At 57.3% G+C, this 17,944-nt stretch carries 19 protein-coding genes and 1 tRNA gene; 17 read left to right on the top strand and 3 right to left on the bottom strand.

What is annotated here, in order from left to right; translation table 11 throughout:
- Positions 1-235: 235 nt before the first annotated feature.
- From hisG to hisB, 6 genes are all read left to right on the top strand, one after another.
- Positions 236-1,090 carry an ATP phosphoribosyltransferase gene (gene hisG / locus V9K67_RS23635; protein WP_336726949.1) on the top strand — a complete coding sequence of 285 codons (855 nt, stop codon included), beginning with the start codon at positions 236-238 and terminating at the stop codon, positions 1,088-1,090.
- Between the two features lie 66 nt (positions 1,091-1,156).
- Positions 1,157-2,449: a histidinol dehydrogenase gene (hisD, locus tag V9K67_RS23630; protein ID WP_336726948.1), complete on the top strand. Its 1,293-nt coding sequence runs from the start codon at positions 1,157-1,159 to the stop codon at positions 2,447-2,449.
- A gap of 54 nt (positions 2,450-2,503) precedes the next feature.
- On the top strand, positions 2,504-3,550 hold the full coding sequence (hisC, locus tag V9K67_RS23625) for a histidinol-phosphate transaminase (protein WP_336726947.1): 1,047 nt from the start codon (positions 2,504-2,506) through the stop codon (positions 3,548-3,550).
- Positions 3,551-3,783: 233 nt separating this feature from the next.
- Positions 3,784-5,091 carry a PQQ-dependent sugar dehydrogenase gene (locus V9K67_RS23620; RefSeq protein WP_336726945.1) on the top strand — a complete coding sequence of 436 codons (1,308 nt, stop codon included), beginning with the start codon at positions 3,784-3,786 and terminating at the stop codon, positions 5,089-5,091.
- Between the two features lie 38 nt (positions 5,092-5,129).
- The gene (locus V9K67_RS23615; RefSeq protein ID WP_336726943.1) at positions 5,130-5,585 is read left to right on the top strand and encodes a c-type cytochrome; all 456 of its coding nucleotides are present in this window, start codon (positions 5,130-5,132) and stop codon (positions 5,583-5,585) included.
- Between the two features lie 93 nt (positions 5,586-5,678).
- A complete protein-coding gene (hisB, locus tag V9K67_RS23610) occupies positions 5,679-6,821 on the top strand; it encodes a bifunctional histidinol-phosphatase/imidazoleglycerol-phosphate dehydratase HisB (RefSeq protein WP_336726941.1) in 1,143 nt (380 codons plus the stop codon).
- Positions 6,822-6,998: 177 nt separating this feature from the next.
- Here hisB and V9K67_RS23605 read toward each other — a convergent pair whose 3' ends face one another.
- The gene (locus V9K67_RS23605; protein WP_336726939.1) at positions 6,999-7,433 is read right to left on the bottom strand and encodes a DUF2147 domain-containing protein; all 435 of its coding nucleotides are present in this window, start codon (positions 7,431-7,433) and stop codon (positions 6,999-7,001) included.
- A gap of 122 nt (positions 7,434-7,555) precedes the next feature.
- Positions 7,556-7,837, bottom strand: coding sequence for a GNAT family N-acetyltransferase (locus V9K67_RS23600; RefSeq protein WP_336726936.1), 282 nt, complete (start codon positions 7,835-7,837; stop codon positions 7,556-7,558).
- A 338-nt stretch (positions 7,838-8,175) separates the two neighbouring features.
- Between V9K67_RS23600 and V9K67_RS23595 the strand changes: the two genes are divergently transcribed.
- The 7 genes from V9K67_RS23595 (at position 8,176) to trpA (ending at position 14,951) form a co-directional block, all read left to right on the top strand.
- Positions 8,176-9,636: an anthranilate synthase component I family protein gene (locus tag V9K67_RS23595; RefSeq protein WP_336726933.1), complete on the top strand. Its 1,461-nt coding sequence runs from the start codon at positions 8,176-8,178 to the stop codon at positions 9,634-9,636.
- 100 nt (positions 9,637-9,736) lie between these two features.
- Positions 9,737-10,336, top strand: coding sequence for an anthranilate synthase component II (locus V9K67_RS23590; RefSeq protein WP_336726931.1), 600 nt, complete (start codon positions 9,737-9,739; stop codon positions 10,334-10,336).
- Between the two features lie 64 nt (positions 10,337-10,400).
- A complete protein-coding gene (gene trpD, locus V9K67_RS23585; RefSeq protein WP_336726928.1) occupies positions 10,401-11,393 on the top strand; it encodes an anthranilate phosphoribosyltransferase in 993 nt (330 codons plus the stop codon).
- 50 nt (positions 11,394-11,443) lie between these two features.
- Positions 11,444-12,229, top strand: a complete 786-nt coding sequence (gene trpC, locus V9K67_RS23580; RefSeq protein ID WP_336726927.1) for an indole-3-glycerol phosphate synthase TrpC — start codon at positions 11,444-11,446, stop codon at positions 12,227-12,229.
- A 44-nt stretch (positions 12,230-12,273) separates the two neighbouring features.
- A complete protein-coding gene (locus V9K67_RS23575) occupies positions 12,274-12,906 on the top strand; it encodes a phosphoribosylanthranilate isomerase (RefSeq protein ID WP_336726924.1) in 633 nt (210 codons plus the stop codon).
- Positions 12,907-12,914: 8 nt separating this feature from the next.
- Complete coding sequence (trpB, locus tag V9K67_RS23570; protein WP_336726921.1) at positions 12,915-14,129, top strand: tryptophan synthase subunit beta; 1,215 nt, start codon at positions 12,915-12,917, stop codon at positions 14,127-14,129.
- A gap of 51 nt (positions 14,130-14,180) precedes the next feature.
- Complete coding sequence (gene trpA / locus V9K67_RS23565; protein WP_336726919.1) at positions 14,181-14,951, top strand: tryptophan synthase subunit alpha; 771 nt, start codon at positions 14,181-14,183, stop codon at positions 14,949-14,951.
- Here the strand turns inward: trpA and V9K67_RS23560 are convergent.
- Positions 14,951-15,023: transfer RNA gene (locus V9K67_RS23560), tRNA-Gly, on the bottom strand. The genes trpA and V9K67_RS23560 overlap by 1 nt on opposite strands.
- A 27-nt stretch (positions 15,024-15,050) precedes the next feature.
- Between V9K67_RS23560 and hisH the strand changes: the two genes are divergently transcribed.
- Genes hisH through hisIE form a run of 4 tightly spaced genes read left to right on the top strand, consistent with a single transcriptional unit; the run spans position 15,051 to position 17,944 of the window.
- Positions 15,051-15,662 (top strand): imidazole glycerol phosphate synthase subunit HisH, encoded by a 612-nt coding sequence (hisH, locus tag V9K67_RS23555; protein WP_336726917.1) that lies wholly within the window; start codon positions 15,051-15,053, stop codon positions 15,660-15,662.
- 35 nt (positions 15,663-15,697) lie between these two features.
- A complete protein-coding gene (gene hisA / locus V9K67_RS23550; protein WP_336726914.1) occupies positions 15,698-16,471 on the top strand; it encodes a 1-(5-phosphoribosyl)-5-[(5-phosphoribosylamino)methylideneamino]imidazole-4-carboxamide isomerase in 774 nt (257 codons plus the stop codon).
- Positions 16,472-16,494: 23 nt separating this feature from the next.
- A complete protein-coding gene (hisF, locus tag V9K67_RS23545) occupies positions 16,495-17,313 on the top strand; it encodes an imidazole glycerol phosphate synthase subunit HisF (RefSeq protein WP_336726912.1) in 819 nt (272 codons plus the stop codon).
- A gap of 31 nt (positions 17,314-17,344) precedes the next feature.
- The gene (gene hisIE, locus V9K67_RS23540; RefSeq protein ID WP_336726910.1) at positions 17,345-17,944 is read left to right on the top strand and encodes a bifunctional phosphoribosyl-AMP cyclohydrolase/phosphoribosyl-ATP diphosphatase HisIE; all 600 of its coding nucleotides are present in this window, start codon (positions 17,345-17,347) and stop codon (positions 17,942-17,944) included.

Here is a 17,944-nt window from a genome sequence, read left to right as displayed (position 1 = left end):
AATAATATAAATTTAATGCCGGAAGTTTCCCGGCCCCCTTACCGCTCTGTTTTACAGGGCGGAATAAAAATTTGGTCAATCCGGTTGATGCCTTATTTTTGCGCCACAATTATGAAACCTTTTGCACATAAACATCATCATGGTCGCACTCTTTCGCAGGGGTAAGCTATTGGTGTGTGTGCATTCAAATAAGCTGGGCTTACCGAAGGGTAAGCCTTTTTTAATTTAATTCAACATGAACCTCAAAATTGCCATTCAAAAATCCGGCAGGCTGCACGACGATTCGGTGAAATTGCTCAACGACTGCGGCATCGGCCTGAAGAACGGGTACAACCAGTTAAAAAGCGTTGCCGACAACTTTCCCCTGGAAGCCTACTTCCTCCGTGACGACGATATCCCCCAGTACGTAGAGGACGGCGTGGCGCATATCGGCGTAGTGGGCGAGAACGTTTTGTTGGAAAAGAACAAGTCCGTGGACATCGCCGAGAAGCTGGGCTTTGGCAAATGCCGCCTGTCCATCGCGGTGAAGAAGACCGACGAGTACGGTGACGCTTCCTTCCTGCAGGGCAAGAAGATCGCTACCTCTTACCCCTTCCTGGTACAGCAGTTTCTGGACAAGAACCGCATCCAGGCCGAGATCCACGAGATCAGCGGTTCGGTGGAGCTGGCCCCCGGCATCGGCCTGGCCGACGTGGTGTGCGACCTGGTAAGCAGCGGTTCCACCCTGTTCATGAACGGCCTGCGCGAAGAAGAGGTGATCCTGCGCAGCGAGGCGGTGATGATCAAGACCAAGGGCCTGGCCGAAGAGCAGCAGCAGATCCTCGACCAGTTGCTGTTCCGCATCCGCTCGGTGCGGAAGGCCAAGCGCAACAAGTACATCCTGCTGAATGCGCCCAACGACGCGCTGGACGCCATCCTGAAGCTGCTGCCGGGCATGAGAAGCCCGACCGTGCTGCCCCTGGCCGAAGGCGGCTGGAGCTCGGTGCACAGCGTGCTGGCCGAAGACGAGTTCTGGGAAAAGATCGAGCAGCTGAAAGCCGCCGGCGCCCAGGGCATCCTGGTGGTTCCCATCGAGAAAATGATCATCTGATAAAATTTCGGATGTCGTCTCCCCCAGGCGAGACGACATCCGAAATCAAAAAGACTTTACTGTACCATGCATATCATAAAAGATCCGTTCCGGCACGAGTACCATGCCTTGTTGCAGCGGCCTTATTCCGACAACTCGGCCGTATTGCAGTCCGTGCAGCATATCCTGAAAGAAGTACGCCTGAAAGGCGATGACGCCCTGTACAGTTTTGCCCAGGAGTTCGACGGCGTGGAACTCCACGGCCTGCAGGTCAGCTCTTCGGAGATCGCCAAAGCCGGTGAGGCCCTGACGCCCGAACTGAAGGTCGCCATCCAGCAGGCAAAGGCCAATATCGAAAAGTTTCATGCTACCCAGCTGTCGCAGCCCGAAAAAATCGAAACCATGCCGGGCATCGAATGCTGGCGCAAGGGCGTGGGCATTGAAAAGGTCGGCCTGTACATTCCTGGTGGCACGGCCCCGCTGTTCTCCACCGTGCTGATGCTGGCGGTGCCCGCCCGGCTGGCGCGCTGCCAGGAGGTGATCCTGTGCACGCCCTGCGACAAAAGTGGCAAGGTGCACCCGGCCGTACTGTATTCGGCCGCGCTCTGCGGCATTACCCGCATTTACCGGGTAGGAGGGGCACAAGCCATTGCCGCCCTGGCCTACGGTACCGAAACCATTCCCGCCGTGTACAAGATCTTCGGCCCGGGCAACCAGTACGTAACGGCTGCCAAGCAACTGGTACAGATGCAGGGCGTGGCCATCGACATGCCGGCCGGTCCCAGCGAGGTTTGCGTGCTGGCGGATGAAACGGCCAACCCTGCCTTTATTGCCGCCGACCTGCTGTCGCAGGCCGAGCACGGCGCCGACAGCCAGGTGCTGCTGGTGAGCACCTCGGAAACCCTGGTGCACCAAACCCTGGAAGAAGTGGAAAGGCAACTGGCCGAACTGCCGCGCCAGGACATGGCCCGTAAAGCCCTTAAAAACAGCAAGGCGCTGGTGGTGGCCAACATTCATCAGGCCATGACGGTGGTGAACGACTACGCCGCCGAGCACCTGATCCTGTGCTGCGAAGAGGCGGACCGCCTGGCCGAACAGGTGATCAATGCCGGCTCGGTCTTTATCGGCAATTACTCGCCCGAAAGCGTAGGCGACTACGCCTCCGGCACCAACCATACCCTGCCGACCAACGCCTTTGCCCGCGCCTACAGCGGCGTGAGCGTGGACAGCTTTCTGAAAAAGATCACCTTCCAAAAGCTCACCCGCGAAGGCCTCCGCAACATTGGCCAGACCGTCGTGGAAATGGCCGAGGCCGAAGGCCTGCAGGCCCATGCCAACGCCGTGAAGGTCCGAACGGCCGCCGGAGCTGAAAAGAAATAAATTGAAAGCCCGGCCACCCGGGCTTTTTCATAAACCCTTGTAATTCAAAAACTCATGTCTTTCAACATAAACGACCTGGTACGGGACAACATCCGGAAACTAACGCCTTACTCCTCCGCCCGCGATGAGTTCAAAGGCGAAGCCCGCGTCTTCCTGGATGCCAACGAAAACAGCCTGGGCTCGCCCCTGAACCGCTGGTACAACCGCTACCCCGACCCCCTGCAATGGGAGCTGAAAAAGAAGATCGCCCAGATCAAATCCGTGCAGGCCGAAAACATCCTGCTGGGCAACGGCAGCGACGAGTGCATCGACCTGCTGATCCGCGCCTTCTGCGAGCCCACCAGGGACAACGTCATCATTTGTCCGCCCACCTACGGTATGTACGAGGTGTACGCCAACATCAACAACGTGCCCCTGAAGTCCGTGCCCCTGACGCCTTCCTTCCAGCTCGACCTGGAAGCCCTGGAAAAGGCAGTGGACGAAAACACCAAGCTGATCTTCCTGTGCTCGCCCAACAACCCCACCGCCAACAGCCTCGACCGCGAGGACGTGGAAATGGTGCTGAACAACTTCGACGGGCTGGTAGTGGTCGATGAAGCCTACATCAACTTCAGCCGCCAGCGCTCCTTTACTTCCGACCTGGCCGACTACCCCAACCTGGTGGTGATGCAAACCTTTTCCAAAGCCTGGGGCCTGGCCGCCCTGCGCCTGGGCATGACCATCGCCTCCCCCGAAATTATCGGCATCCTCAACAAGATCAAGCCGCCCTACAACATCAACCAGGCGACCCAGGAGCTGGCCATGAAGGCACTGGAAAACCTCGACGACGTGAACGCCATGATCGTGGAGATCGTCAAAGAACGCGAACGGCTGGCACAGGAGCTGGGACAGGTATCCTACGTGCAGGAAGTGTATCCCTCCGACGCCAACTTCCTGCTGATCCGCGTTCCGGATGCCACCGGGGTGTACAACTACCTGAAAGGCGCCGGCATCATTGTCCGCAACCGCACCAACGTCATCCTCTGCGAAGGCTGCCTCCGCATCACCGTCGGCACGGCGCCCGAAAACAGCGAGCTGATCGAAGCGATGAAGAAGTTTTAAGTTCATAGGACAGTTCACGAGTTCTGTTGTTGCGGGAAAGCATTTAGGGAGCGTGTTACGTAGTTCCCTTGATTTTAGTGTTTTATTCTCTGTAAAAAGAAGAAAAACCGTAAATCTGGGCTGACTTTTGTTGCTCAGGTACAACCTTAAATCTTCCTGGACCATCTACGTTTAACGTAACAGGTTTTCAACTACAGAACTTGTGAACTCTGGAACTATAAAAAGCCTTCAACATGAAAGCAACTGTATTACGTCTTTCCTTTGGAATTCTTTGCGTAAGTGCGCTGGCCCTGACCGCCTGTGCCGGCGACAGCACCCGCGTAGCGACGGCCGCTTCCACTGACAATGCCGGGCTGAAGCTGCCCAACGGCTTTCAGGCCACCGTTTTTGCCGACGGGCAGGGGCGGGCACGCCACCTGGCGATTACCGGCAAGGGTGATGTGTATGTAAAACTGAACAACGTCAAGGACGGCAAAGGCATCCTGCGCCTGCGGGATACCAACGGCGACGGCAAGGCCGACGACATTACCGGATTTGGCAATTACGGGGGTACGGGCATCGCCCTGAAGGACGGCTACCTCTACGCTTCCTCCAACACCTCGGTCTTCCGCTACAAGCTGAACGATAAAGGCGAAGTGATCGCTCCCAACGCTCCTGAAACCGTGGTCAAGGACCTGGTGGACCGGGGACAGCACAACTCTAAATCCATTGCCCTCGACAATGGGGGCAACCTCTACGTGAACATCGGCGCGCCCTCCAACTCCTGCCAGGTGCAGGACCGGGCCCCGGGCTCGCCCGGCCAGGATCCCTGTCCTATTTTAGAATACGCTGGCGGCATCTGGCAGTTCCGGGCCGATGGCAAGGACCAGTCCTACGCCCAGGGCGTGCGCTACGGCACCGGCATCCGCAACGTGGTGGGCCTCGACTGGAACCATACTTCCAACAGCCTGTTTGCGCTGCAGCACGGCCGCGACCAGCTCAACATGTTCCCCGAACTGTACAACGACAGCATGAGCGCCAACCTGCCGGCGGAAGAAATGCTGGAAGTGAAGAAGGGCTCCGACTTCGGCTGGCCCTATTGTTATTTCGACCCCTACCAGGACAAAAAGCTGCTGGCCCCCGAATACGGAGGCGACGCCAAAAAGCAGGGCCGCTGCGATGGCGTCAGCGCTCCGGTGGTGGCCTTCCCGGCCCACCTGGCGCCCAATGGCCTGCTGTTTTATACCGGCACCCTGTTTCCCGAGAAGTACCGCAACGGTGCCTTCATCGCCTTCCACGGCTCGTGGAACCGGGCGCCCCTGGAGCAGCAGGGATTTTTCGTGGCCTTTGTACCGTTTAAGGATGGGAAACCCAGCGGAAAATGGGAGGTGTTTGCCGACGGCTTTGCCGGCCGCACGAACATCACCTCCACCCGCCAGGCCGAACACCGTCCCTGCGGCCTGGCCCAGGGTCCCGACGGCGCCCTCTACGTTTCCGACGACAACAAAGGCACCATTTACCGGATCGCCTTTGGTGACGGATCCGTGAGCAATAAGCAATAGACAAACACAAAAAATATTCAGTAAATCATATTACTACTATGCGACTTTTAATCATTTGTGCCCTGATGGCAATAACCCCGGTGATGGTGAAGGCGCAAGCAAAGAAAGCACCGGCTGCAGGGGCGAAAAAGCCTGCGGCGGCGGCGAGCGCATCGGTGCAGGCATCCGTGGCGCGGGGAAAGGCGGTGTATGCATCGGCCTGCCTGGCCTGCCACCAGGCCGATGGCGGCGGCGTACCCAACCTGAACCCGCCCCTGGTACAAACTTCCTGGGTGCTGGGACCGAAGGCGGTGCTGATCCGCCAGATCGTGAAAGGCTCCAGCGGCACGGTGGAGATCGATGGCGAACGCTACCACAACACCATGCCGGCCATGCCGCACCTGACCGACCAGCAGATCGCCGACGTGCTGACCTACGTGCGCAACTCCTTCGGCAACAAGGCCAGCGGGGTCACCCCGGCCGAGGTAAAAGCCATACGGGCGAAGGTGAAATAGGCAACAGGCAAGGGGCAATAAGCAATAAAGAAGGAGGGAGGGAAAGGATTTTCGGACTTTTTCCCGACTTTCGGACCTTCCTAAAATAAAACAATGGCAAAGAAAGTACTCTTTATCGACCGCGACGGCACCCTCATCAAGGAGCATCCGCCGACCTACCAGATCGACTCCTGGGAAAAACTGGAGTTTTATCCTTATGCCTTTACCTACATGAGGAAGATCGCCGAGGAGCTGGACTACGAACTGGTGATGGTGAGCAACCAGGACGGCCTGGGCACCAACACCTTTCCCGAAAAAGATTTTTTGCCCATCCATAAGCACATCATCACCTCCTTTGAAAACGAAGGCGTGCATTTTACCAACGTGCACATCGACCGCACCCGCGTGGAGGACAACCAGCCTACCCGCAAGCCGGGTACCGGCATGCTGCTGCAGTACCTCAACAACGACCAGTACGACATCCCGGGCTCCTTCGTCATCGGCGACCGCATCACCGACGTACAACTGGCGAAAAACCTGGGCTGCAAGGCCATCTGGCTAAATAACCACCCCGAGCTGGGCGCCGCGGAGATCAAGGATGCTGCCGACTCCCTGAAAGAAGTGGTGGCCGTGGAAACCGCCAACTGGAAGGATATTTACGAATACCTGAAGCTGGGCGAAAGGATCGTGGTCCATACCCGGGCCACCAGCGAAACCCAGATCACCGTGGAGCTGAACCTGGACGGCAAAGGCAAGGGCAACATCAAAACCGGCCTGGGCTTTTTCGACCATATGCTCGACCAGATCGCCCGTCACGGCATGATCGACCTGGCGGTGGACGCCCGGGGCGACCTGCATATCGACGAGCACCACACCATCGAGGATACCGGCATCACGCTGGGCGAGGCTTTTGCCCAGGCCCTGGGCAACAAGCGGGGCATCGAACGCTATGGTTTCGCCCTTCCCATGGACGAGGCCGAGGCCAAGGTGCTGATCGATTTCGGCGGCCGCAACTGGCTGGTATGGAATGCCCGCTTCAGCCGCGAAAAGATCGGCGACATGCCCACCGAGATGTTCTTTCATTTCTTCAAATCCTTTTCCGACGGCGCCCGCTGCAACCTCAATATCGAATGCCGCGGCGAGAACGAACACCATAAAATTGAAGCCATCTTCAAAGCCTTCGCCAAAGCCATCAAAATGGCCGTCAAGCGGGATGCCTCCAGTAACCAGTTGCCCTCCACCAAGGGAGTATTGTAGAGGGGGAATTGGTTCATTGGTTCATTGGTTCATTGGTTCATTGGTTCATTGGGGGCGTGAGTGCCCCTTGGAAATAAATAAAAAGGACGGCGTAAACTTTCGCCGTCCTTTTTTATTTTATGTGCTCTTTAATTGCTGTAAGAATGTTTCCGTCCCCAATTAACCAATACCCACAATTTACTTCACTCGCGTCCACGTGTCGGATTTGCCGATGAAGGAAAAGCCGATGTAGCCGTGGACGACCAGGGTGTTGGGGTTTTCCATCTTCATGTAGGCTTTGTAGGATTTTCCGTCGGAGGGGTTGTAGATGCGGCCGCCGGTCCATTCGCCGTCTTCGTATGCAAAGTCGCGCAGCATCACCAGCCCGAGCAGGGGTTTCTGGCGCTGGCCGGGGTCGGAGTTTTTCCGGTCCGTTTTCAGGTTGCCGTTCCCGTCACTCGACTCTTTCAGCCAGATGATCTTGCCGAAGTACCGGCTGTTTTGCTTGTAGATCTGGATATGTCCTTTCCCGGTACCGTTTTTCCAGATGCCTACGATGGCATCCGGGTTCAGGGCCGCAAAGACGGGCAGCAGCAGAAATAAGGAAAAAGCAAGCAGCAGGGCCTTTTTCATAAGGAAACTGTTTAGGGGCTGTTGGTGAACAATAGTAAGGATGCTTTTCATCGAACATCATTCCATATTGCCGTGCCGGGCAGTTTTTAACAAACCGGTAGGCTGCATACAGGGGCCGCCGCTTATACGACCACATCCCGGAAGTCGGGCTTCTTGTCGAACACCGATTTGGCGAAGGGGTCGACCGGGCGGATCACGATGCCATGGGTGCGTGCATAGTCCACCGCTTTATGCACGAGGGCGTAACCGATGTCCTGGCCGCGGAGGTCGGCGTCGATCACGGTGCGCTCGATGATCATTTCATTGGCCGCTGGCATGAAATAGATCATTTCCGCTTCAATTTCCCCATCTTCCTCGACAAAGAACATCCCTCTTGAGCCTGTTTTTTTGTGTTGGATAAGCATACTCTAATTTAAAAAAAAGTTTACGAGTTTACAAGTTTTGGAGCTGTTCCGGCTCAGACCGCATGGGGGGCGGGTCGCCTTGCTGCGGTTTCCACCCCTTTTACAGTTTATATTGTACATTTTTTTTGTTCTTTTCTCTTTTCCCTGCATCTTTGCACCCAATGATTCAGGCAAACAACAAATATTGGTGGTGGCATACAAGCTCTTTCGGGGTTCTGTAATGTCATTGCTATATCTTGTTCAGCATATTCAGGCCCCGACAGTGTCGGGGCTATTTTTTTTATCAGTCCCGGTCTGTCTTTGCAGGGCGCAGGCAGTAACAGAAAAAATTAAGAAACATGGACACCCAAATGACGGAAAACATCCAAAGTAAAGCGGAGGCCAAAAAGATCCGTATCCGCACCGAGGTAAAGAAAATGCTGGCCGACGTGTACACCCCCGTAGGCATCTACCTGCGCCTGCGCGACCGCTTCCGCGACACCATCCTGCTGGAAAGCACCGACAACCACGCCGCCGAAAACAGCTATTCGTTCATCTGCATCAACGCCATTGCCGGCATCGAGGTGATGAACACCCAGACCGTGGAGTTTAAGCTGCCCAACCAGAACCCCCAGAAGGCGCCCCTGAAAGGCGTCGAAAAGCTGCCCGACGTGCTGTGGAACTTCATGCAGCGCTTCGAGGCCGAAGCCACCGACCCCAAGGCGGCCATCTTCGCCCAGAACCTGTACGGCTACTTTACCTTCGATGCCATCGAGCTGTTCGAGTCCATCCAGCTGAAACGCACCGGCGACGCCCAGAACAATATTCCCCTGGCCCGCTACCGCCTGTACCAGTACGTGATCGCCATCAACCACTTCAAGGACGAGCTGATCCTCTGCGAGAACAAGATCGACGGCCTGGAAAGCGAGCTGGACGTGGTGGAAGGCATCATCCGCAGCAAGGACGTGCCGGTTTACCCCTTCCGCACCGCAGAGGAGGAAGTGTCGAACATGACCGATGCCGACTACGTGGAAATGGTGAAAAAAGGCATTAGCAACTGCTTCCGCGGCGACGTGTTCCAGATCGTGCTCAGCCGCCGGTTCCAGCAGCCCTTCGTTGGCGACGAGTTCAACGTGTACCGGGCCCTCCGCAACATCAACCCTTCACCCTACCTGTTCTTCTTCGATTACGGCGACTATAAGCTGATCGGCTCTTCGCCCGAAGCACAGCTGATCCTCAAAGGCGGCAAGGCCATCGTGCACCCCATCGCCGGCACCTTCAAGCGCACCGGCGACGACGCCACCGACCAGCAACTGGCCGAAGACCTGCTGAAGGACCCGAAAGAAAACGCCGAGCACGTGATGCTGGTGGACCTGGCCCGCAACGACCTCAGCACCGTTTGCTCCAACGTGCAGGTGAGCCAGTACCGCAAGGTGCATTACTACTCGCACGTGATCCACCTGGTGAGCGAGGTGGTGGGCGATGTGCCCCCCAATACCAACCCCTTCGAGCTGCTGATGCGCACCTTCCCGGCAGGCACGCTGAGCGGGGCGCCCAAGTACCGGGCCATGCAGCTGATCAACGAGCACGAACCCACCCAGCGGGGCTACTACAGCGGCGCCATCGGCATCGTGGGCTTCAACGGCTCCTGCAACCATGCCATCATGATCCGCACCTTCCTGAGCAAGAACAACACCCTGTTCTACCAGGCCGGCGCCGGCGTGGTGGCCGCCAGCAAGCCCGAAAGCGAGCTGAAGGAAGTGGACAACAAGCTCAATGCCCTGAAAAGCGCCATCAAAATGGCGGAAACCATCGGCTAGGAAATGTAAAATGTAGAATATAAAATGTAGAATGTAAAATGTGAGGGCATAGCCCGGCATATGGAACCATCAACTACAAATGAAAAAATTTGAACCCGTCATGCCTAAAATATTAGTTTTCGACAATTACGATTCGTTTACCTACAACCTGGTGCACCTGGTGGAAAAGATCCTGGGCGAAAAGGTGGATGTGTACCGCAACGACCAGATCCCCCTGGACCAGGTGGAGGAATACGAAAAGATCATCCTGTCGCCCGGCCCGGGCGTTCCCAGCGAGGCCGGCCTGCTGCTGCCCCTGATCGAGCGGTTTGCCCCCACCAAGTCCATCCTGGGCGTGTGCCTCGGCCACCAGGCCATCGGCGAGGTGTTCGGCGGCAAGCTGGTGAACCTTACCAGCGTGTACCATGGCGTGGCCACTCCCATTCACCTGATCCATAAGGAGCAGGCTTCCGGTGACGGCCAGCCGCACCAGGACCTGTTTGCCGGCCTGCCCGAGCAGTTTGAAGTGGGCCGCTACCACAGCTGGGTAGTGTCCGACGAGAACTTCCCCGACAGCCTGGAAATCACCGCCCGGGACGTGAACGGCTTCATCATGGCGCTGCAGCACAAGACCTACGACGTGCAGGGCGTGCAGTTTCACCCCGAAAGCGTGCTGACCCCGAACGGCGAAGTCATTTTAAGGAACTGGTTGGGCAAATAGCCGTGTGCAGAACGGGACCGTCATTATAGAAAACAAACCATCCTAAAAACGAACAAAGAGGAAAATGAAAAAGATCCTTTCATTTTTATTCGAATACAAAACGCTTTCGCAGGCCCAGGCAAAAGACATCATCATTAACATGGCCCGCGGCGCTTATAACGATACCGAGATCGCCGCCTTCATGACCGTGTTCCTGATGCGCAGCATCACCATCGAAGAACTCCAGGGTTTCCGCGACGGCCTGCTGGAACTGTGCGTACCGGTCAACCTCAACGGCCACCCCGTCATGGATATCGTGGGTACCGGCGGCGACGGCAAGAACACGTTCAATATTTCCACGCTGGCCTGCTTTATCGTGGCCGGCGCCGGCCAGAAGGTGGCCAAGCACGGCAACTACGGCGCCACTTCGGTCAGCGGCGCTTCCAACGTCATGGAGCAGCTGGGCTACACCTTCAAGAACGACAGCGACCGCCTGAAAAAGGAAGTGGAAGAAGCCAACATCTGCTTTTTGCACGCCCCGCTCTTTCACCCCGCCCTGAAGACCGTGGGCGCCATCCGCAAAAACTTCGGCCTGCGCACGTTCTTTAACATGCTCGGCCCCATGGTCAACCCCGCCGCGCCGGCCTACCAGCTGGTAGGGGTGTACAACCTCGAAATGGCCCGCATCTACAACTACCTGCTGCAGCAGACGGGCAAGCCCTTTACCGTTATCCACAGCCTGGACGGCTACGACGAAATTTCGCTGACCGGCGACACCAAGGTCATTACCAACCGGGGCGAGCGGATCGCCACCCCCGAGGAGTTGGGCCACCGCCTGGTAGCCGCCACCGACATCTACGGGGGCAATACCGTGGAGGAAGCGGCGAAGATCTTCCAGAAGATCATCAAGGGCGAAGGCACCTGGGCCCAGAATGCCGTGGTGCTGGCCAACGCGGCCATGGCCCTCAACTGCACGGGCAACTACGGCTCGTACAACGACGCCTACCAGGCCGCCGTGGAGAGCCTCGAAAGCGGAAAAGCATACCAGTGTTTGCAAAAACTGATTTCTTTGCAGTAAAAACCAGTTCCTGAGTTCCTGGGTTCCTGGGTTCAAAAGTTATTTACGATATGAACATTCTTGATAAGATCATTGCGCAGAAAAGGGTAGAGGTGGCGAAGCGGAAGGCCGAAGTGCCCGCCGCCGAACTGGAGAAGGGTGCCTTCTTTAAAAGCCCCACCTACTCGCTCCGGCAGTCGCTGCTGGACGAAAGCAAGACCGGCATCATCGCCGAATTCAAGCGGAAGTCGCCTTCCAAGGGCATTATCAACGGCAGCGCCTCGGTGGAGGAAGTGACGGCGGCCTATGCCGATAACGGCGCCTCGGGCATTTCGGTGCTCACCGACGGCGAGTTCTTCGGCGGCTCGCTGCTCGACCTGCAAAAGGCGGCCATCATCAACAAAATTCCGCTGCTGCGCAAAGACTTCATGATCGACGAGTACCAGCTGCTGGAAGCCAAGGCCTACGGCGCTTCGGTGATCCTGCTGATCGCCGCCAACCTGTCGGTGGCCGAGGTGAAGACCCTGGCCCGCGCCGCCCGCAACCTCGGGCTGGAGGTGCTGCTGGAGATCCACAACGAAGAGGAGCTGGCGCATATCTGCGACGAGGTGGACCTGGTGGGCGTGAACAACCGCAACCTGAAAACCTTCGAGGTCAGCCTCGAACAGTCCGTGGGCCTCAGCAACCTGATCCCGGCGGACAAACTGAAAATATCGGAAAGCGGCATCCACAAGGTGGAGGACATCCGCTACCTGCAACAATACGGCTACCAGGGATTTTTGATCGGTGAGAATTTCATGAAAAGTGCCCAGCCCGGGGATGCCTTCAAAAAATTTGTCGACGATTTACGAAAGTAACGCATTGCCTTGCCCATACCTATAACCCTAAAAAACAACAAACTATGCGCATTAAAGTATGTGGCATGACGCAACTGGACCAGGTGGAACAGTTGGCCGGTATGGGGGTGACATTCGCCGGGTTCATTTTTTACCCGAAGAGTCCGCGCTATGTGCTCCATTCGCTGACGAAGGACCAGATCCGCAAGATCAAGAGCATTACCAAGGTGGGCGTGTTTGTGAATACACCGGTGGAAGAAGTGCTGCGTACGGTGGACGAATGCCGCCTGCATATGGTGCAGCTGCACGGCGACGAAACCCCCAAGTACTGCGAGCGCATCGCCGACTACATCACGGTGGTCAAGGCCTTCCGCGTCAGCGATAACGACAGCCTGGACTGGATGACGCGGCCGTATGCCGATGTGTGCGACCAGTTCATGTTCGACACCATGGGCGCGGGCTACGGCGGTACGGGCAAAAAATTCGACTGGCGGGTGATGCGCGACGCCTACATCAACAAGCCGTTCTTCCTGAGCGGCGGCATCGAGCAGGGCGACGAGGACAAGCTGCGGGAGTTTTCCGTGGAACCCGTGGCCAAATCGCTCTTCGCCATCGACATCAACAGCAAGTTCGAAGTAAGCCCCGGCATCAAGAACCTGGACAAGGTGAAAACATTCGTAGAGCAATTAAAAAAGTAAGTTTGAAAATGGTGGAAACAACCTACAAAAAGCCAAGCGAACAGGGATATTACGGCCAATTCGGCGGCGCCTATATCCCCGAAATGCTGCACCGCAACGTGCAGGAACTGCAGTCGCGCTACCTCGACATCATGTACGATGCGGCCTTCCAGAAGGAATACCAGGAGCTGCTGCGCGACTACGTGGGACGGCCCACTCCGCTCTACTTCGCCAAGCGCCTGAGCGAGCAGTACAACACCAAAATTTTCCTGAAGCGCGAAGACCTTTGCCATACCGGCGCCCACAAGGTGAACAACACCGTGGGCCAGATCCTGCTGGCGCAGCGCCTCGGCAAAAAACGCATCATCGCCGAAACCGGTGCCGGCCAGCACGGCGTGGCCACCGCCACCGTCTGTGCCCTCAAAGGCATGGAGTGCATCGTGTACATGGGCGAAAAAGACATCGAGCGCCAGGCGCCCAACGTGGCCCGTATGCGCATGCTCGGCGCCACCGTTATCCCCGCCACCAGCGGCAGCAAAACCCTCAAGGACGCCACCAACGAAGCCATCCGCGACTGGATCAACAACCCCGTGGACACGCACTACATCATCGGCAGCGTGGTGGGCCCCCACCCGTACCCCGACATGGTGGCCCGTTTCCAAAGCATTATCAGCGAAGAAGTGCGCTGGCAGCTGAAGGTGAAGACCGGCAGCGAGCTGCCCGATTACGTGCTGGCCTGCGTGGGCGGCGGCAGTAATGCGGCCGGCGCCTTTTATAACTTCCTCGACGAGCCGGACGTGAAGATCGTAGCGGTGGAGGCCGGCGGCCTGGGCCTCGACAGCGGCGCTACGGCGGCCACCACCCGCCTGGGACGCATGGGCGTGCTGCACGGCAGCAAAAGCCTGGTGATGCAGACCGAGGACGGCCAGGTAGTGGAGCCCCACAGCATTTCCGCCGGCCTGGATTATCCCGGCATCGGCCCCCTGCACGCCCACCTCTTCGACAGCGGCCGCGGCCTGTTCCTGCACGCCACCGACAACGAAGCCCTCGAAGCGGCGTTCCAGCTGGCGAAGCTCGAAGGCATCATCCCCGCCCTTGAATCCTCGCACGCCCTTTCGGCCCTGAAGCAGATCCAGTTCAAGGAAAACGAAACGGTGGTGGTCTGCCTGTCCGGCCGCGGCGATAAAGACCTCGCCACGTATATGAAAGCCATGGGCGTAGAAGGAAACGAAGTGACGGGGTAGAACCGGGCTTTTTCAAAAAAATCATCCACACCAATCCAGGTTCCGACAATCATGAGCAGAATAAAAGACCTTTTCGAAAAGAAACAGAATAAAGTCCTCAATGTCTATTGCACGGCGGGTTTCCCCAAGCTGGAAAGCACGCTGAAGGTGATGCGGGCGTTGCAGGAAAACGGTGCCGACCTCATCGAGCTGGGCATGCCCTACAGCGATCCCCTGGCCGACGGCCCGGTGATCCAGGCCAGCAGCGCCGTAGCCCTCAAAAATGGCATGACCATCAAGAAACTGTTCGAGCAGCTGCAGGATTTCCGCAAGGAGATCACCCTTCCCGTGGTGTTAATGGGCTACATCAATCCCATCCTGCAGTACGGCTTCGAGCGCTTCTGCGCCGATGCCGCCGCCGCCGGCGTCGACGGGCTGATCCTCCCCGACATCCCGATGTACGAGTTCCAGAACGAGTACGGCCCCATCATCAAAAAATATAACCTTGACTTTATCTTCCTGGTGACCCCCGAAACCTCCGAAGATAGGGTGCGGCAGCTGGACGAGATGAGCAGCGGCTTCCTGTATGCCGTTTCCTCTTCCTCCACCACCGGCAAGGACAAGGACTTTTCCGCCGCCGAAAATTATCTGGAAAAGCTCAAAGGCATGAACCTGAAAAACCCGGTGCTGGTAGGCTTCGGCATCAAGGACAAGAAAACGTTCGAAGCGGCCTCTAAACACGCCAACGGTGCCATCATCGGGAGCGCCTATATCCAGGCGCTGCAAAGCGGGGATAAAATAAAAGAGGCGACCAGGAAGTTCCTGGGCGCCATTTTAAAGTGAGCGGAAGACGGGACTCGAACCCGCTGCCTACAGCTTGGGAAGCTGTCGCTCTACCAGGTGAGCTACTTCCGCAGGTGATTTTTACAATCGAAAGATACAATGAACTTAGCAATAATCAAATACAACGCAGGAAATATTCAGTCGGTGCTCTATGCCCTGGAACGCCTGGGCATCAGCGCCGAAGTAACGGACGATCCCGAAAAAATCCGCAGCGCCGACAAGGTGATCTTCCCGGGAGTGGGGGAGGCCGGTAGCGCCATGCAAAGCCTGAAAGCGGCCGGCCTCGATGCCGTGATCAGGGAGCTGAAGCAACCGGTGCTGGGCATTTGCGTGGGCATGCAGCTGCTGTGCACTCATTCCGAGGAAGGCAATACCGACTGCCTCGGCATTGTGCCGGTACGGGTGAAAAAGTTCAACACCCTGTTCACGGCTAACGGGCAGGAACAACGCCTGAAGGTGCCGCAAATGGGCTGGAACCGTATTTACCACCTGCGCTCCCCGCTGTTCCGCAACATCGAGGAAGGCAGCTTTATCTACAACGTCCACAGCTTCTTCGCCGAAGACAGCGAATACACTATTGCCAACTGCCAGTACGGTATCGAGTACGCCGCAGCGGTGCGGAAGGACAATTTCTACGGGGTGCAATTCCATACCGAGAAGAGCGCCCAGACCGGCGACCAGATCATCCGCAACTTTTTGGATATCGCTTAGGGAACCAATATTCATCAACGCTTTTGACCAACAACATGGAAACATACGATCAGAAGGGACAGCAGCCGGCGGCGACCGCCACAGCCGGGCCCATCATTCCCGCCATCGACATCATCGACGGCAAGTGCGTCCGCCTGACCCAGGGCGACTACAACCAGAAAAAGGTGTACAACGAAAACCCGCTGGAAGTAGCCAGGGAATTTGAGGATGCCGGCCTGAAGCGCCTGCACCTGGTAGACCTCGACGGGGCCAAGGCCGGGCAGGTTCGCAACTGGAAAGTGCTGGAAGCCATTGCCGGCAAGACCGGGCTGGTGATCGACTTCGGCGGCGGCGTCAAAACCGAGAAGGACGTCGACATCATCCTCAACAGCGGCGGCGCCCTGGTGACCGTGGGCAGCATTGCCGTCAAGGACGAAGCTACCTTCGTGGGCTGGCTGAAACAATTCGGGGCCGACAAGTTTTTACTGGGTGCCGACGTCAAGGACGAAAAGATCGCCGTGCACGGCTGGCTCGAAACCACCGACGTATGGATCTACGACTTCATTCAAAAGTACCTGGACCATGGCGTGCAGCAGATCTTCTGCACCGACGTGGCCAAGGACGGCGCCCTGCAGGGACCTTCCCTGGAGCTGTACCAGAGCATCATCGGCAAGTTTCCCGGCCTGCACTTCATTGCCAGCGGCGGGGTGAGCAACATCGCCGACGTGCAGCGGCTGCTCGAGATCGGCTGCAAGGGGGTGATCATCGGCAAGGCCATTTACGAAGGCCGCATCCCGCTGTCCGAACTGACCAAACTGAATCAACAATAACTCCTTTCAATTCCTGATAGCCCATGCTTCCAACAGAAAACAGTACGACAGGGACCGCCGGCTTTGTTTCCCCCGCCGGGGGCAGCCTGGCCAAGCGGATCATTCCCTGCCTCGACATCAAGGACGGCCGGACCGTGAAGGGCACCAATTTCGTCAACCTGCGCGATGCCGGCGACCCCGTGGAGCTGGGCGCCACCTATGCCCGCCAGGGAGCCGACGAGCTGGTGTTCCTGGACATTACCGCCACGGTGGAGCGGCGCAAGACCCTGAGCGAGCTGGTGAAGCGCATCGCCCATGCCATCAACATTCCTTTTACCGTAGGCGGCGGCATCCGCAGCGTGGAGGACGTAAGCGTGCTGCTCAATTCCGGGGCCGATAAGATCTCCGTGAACACCGCCGCCTTCAAGAATCCCGAGCTGATCACCGGTATCGCCAATACCGCCGGCAGTCAGTGCGTGGTGCTGGCCATCGACACGCGGCTGGAGGAAGACGGCGAATGGTACGTTTACCTCAACGGTGGGCGCACCAAGACCGACGCCAAATGCTTCGACTGGGCCAGGGAGGCCGTGGAGCGGGGCGCCGGCGAGATCCTGCTGACCTCCATGAACCACGACGGTACCAAGGCCGGCTTTGCCCTGGACATCACCAAAAGGCTGTCCGAGGCCCTGCCGGTACCCGTCATCGCTTCGGGCGGCGGCGGCACCATGCAGCACTTCGTGGACGTGTTCCGGCAGGCGCAGGCCGATGCCGCCCTGGCCGCCAGCATCTTCCATTTCAAGGAGATCGAAATCCCCGACCTGAAACGCTACCTGAAAGATCAGAACCTGGCGATTCGCCTTTAAAATACCTTTGTCCAAACTGACAACACAAACGATGAAAATAGATTTTAACAAGTATGCCGATGGCCTGGTGCCTGCAGTGGTGCAGGACTACAACACCAGCAAAGTACTCATGCTGGGCTTTATGAACGAGGAAGCCCTGAAAAAGACCGAGGAGCTGGGACTGGTCACCTTCTTCAGCCGCAGCAAGAACCGCCTGTGGACCAAGGGCGAGGAAAGCGGCAACCACCTGGTGCTGCGCCAGATCCTGGTGGACTGCGACAACGACACCCTGCTGGTGAAAGCCGAGCCCAAGGGACCCGTCTGCCATACCGGCGCCGACACCTGCTGGAGCGAGAAGAACCACCGCGACGACTTCCTGTACTACCTTGAAGATATCATCCGCCTGCGCCGCAACAGCAACGATGCCACCTCCTACGTAAGGCGGCTGTTTGGCAAGGGCATCAACAAGATCGCCCAGAAAGTAGGGGAGGAGGCCGTAGAGCTGGTGATCGAGTCAAAAGACGTTAATCAGGAGTTATTTTTGAACGAGGCGGCTGATCTATTATTCCATTATTTGATATTATTGCAGGCGAAAGATTGCTCGCTGGCCGATGTGATTGCGATATTGCAGCAGCGTCATCAACCCAAATAA

Source organism: Huijunlia imazamoxiresistens (assembly GCF_037132455.1).
In the GTDB taxonomy this organism is placed as follows: domain Bacteria; phylum Bacteroidota; class Bacteroidia; order Chitinophagales; family Chitinophagaceae; genus Flavisolibacter; species Flavisolibacter imazamoxiresistens.
Note: the sequence above shows the minus strand (reverse complement) of the source record. Positions and strands in the feature narration are given on the sequence as shown.

What these genes read in the sequence shown, in the direction of transcription:
- hisH (WP_336726917.1), top strand. Translation starts at nt 15,051, where the DNA reads ATGAACTTAGCAATAATCAAATACAACGCAGGAAATATTCAGTCGGTG.
- V9K67_RS23605 (WP_336726939.1), bottom strand. Translation starts at nt 7,433, where the DNA reads ATGAAAAAGGCCCTGCTGCTTGCTTTTTCCTTATTTCTGCTGCTGCCC.
- V9K67_RS23575 (WP_336726924.1), top strand. Translation starts at nt 12,274, where the DNA reads ATGCGCATTAAAGTATGTGGCATGACGCAACTGGACCAGGTGGAACAG.
- V9K67_RS23595 (WP_336726933.1), top strand. Translation starts at nt 8,176, where the DNA reads ATGGACACCCAAATGACGGAAAACATCCAAAGTAAAGCGGAGGCCAAA.
- V9K67_RS23590 (WP_336726931.1), top strand. Translation starts at nt 9,737, where the DNA reads ATGCCTAAAATATTAGTTTTCGACAATTACGATTCGTTTACCTACAAC.
- trpB (WP_336726921.1), top strand. Translation starts at nt 12,915, where the DNA reads ATGGTGGAAACAACCTACAAAAAGCCAAGCGAACAGGGATATTACGGC.
- hisC (WP_336726947.1), top strand. Translation starts at nt 2,504, where the DNA reads ATGTCTTTCAACATAAACGACCTGGTACGGGACAACATCCGGAAACTA.
- hisF (WP_336726912.1), top strand. Translation starts at nt 16,495, where the DNA reads ATGCTTCCAACAGAAAACAGTACGACAGGGACCGCCGGCTTTGTTTCC.
- hisD (WP_336726948.1), top strand. Translation starts at nt 1,157, where the DNA reads ATGCATATCATAAAAGATCCGTTCCGGCACGAGTACCATGCCTTGTTG.
- hisA (WP_336726914.1), top strand. Translation starts at nt 15,698, where the DNA reads ATGGAAACATACGATCAGAAGGGACAGCAGCCGGCGGCGACCGCCACA.
- hisG (WP_336726949.1), top strand. Translation starts at nt 236, where the DNA reads ATGAACCTCAAAATTGCCATTCAAAAATCCGGCAGGCTGCACGACGAT.
- hisIE (WP_336726910.1), top strand. Translation starts at nt 17,345, where the DNA reads ATGAAAATAGATTTTAACAAGTATGCCGATGGCCTGGTGCCTGCAGTG.
- trpD (WP_336726928.1), top strand. Translation starts at nt 10,401, where the DNA reads ATGAAAAAGATCCTTTCATTTTTATTCGAATACAAAACGCTTTCGCAG.
- V9K67_RS23600 (WP_336726936.1), bottom strand. Translation starts at nt 7,837, where the DNA reads ATGCTTATCCAACACAAAAAAACAGGCTCAAGAGGGATGTTCTTTGTC.
- trpC (WP_336726927.1), top strand. Translation starts at nt 11,444, where the DNA reads ATGAACATTCTTGATAAGATCATTGCGCAGAAAAGGGTAGAGGTGGCG.
- hisB (WP_336726941.1), top strand. Translation starts at nt 5,679, where the DNA reads ATGGCAAAGAAAGTACTCTTTATCGACCGCGACGGCACCCTCATCAAG.
- V9K67_RS23615 (WP_336726943.1), top strand. Translation starts at nt 5,130, where the DNA reads ATGCGACTTTTAATCATTTGTGCCCTGATGGCAATAACCCCGGTGATG.
- V9K67_RS23620 (WP_336726945.1), top strand. Translation starts at nt 3,784, where the DNA reads ATGAAAGCAACTGTATTACGTCTTTCCTTTGGAATTCTTTGCGTAAGT.
- trpA (WP_336726919.1), top strand. Translation starts at nt 14,181, where the DNA reads ATGAGCAGAATAAAAGACCTTTTCGAAAAGAAACAGAATAAAGTCCTC.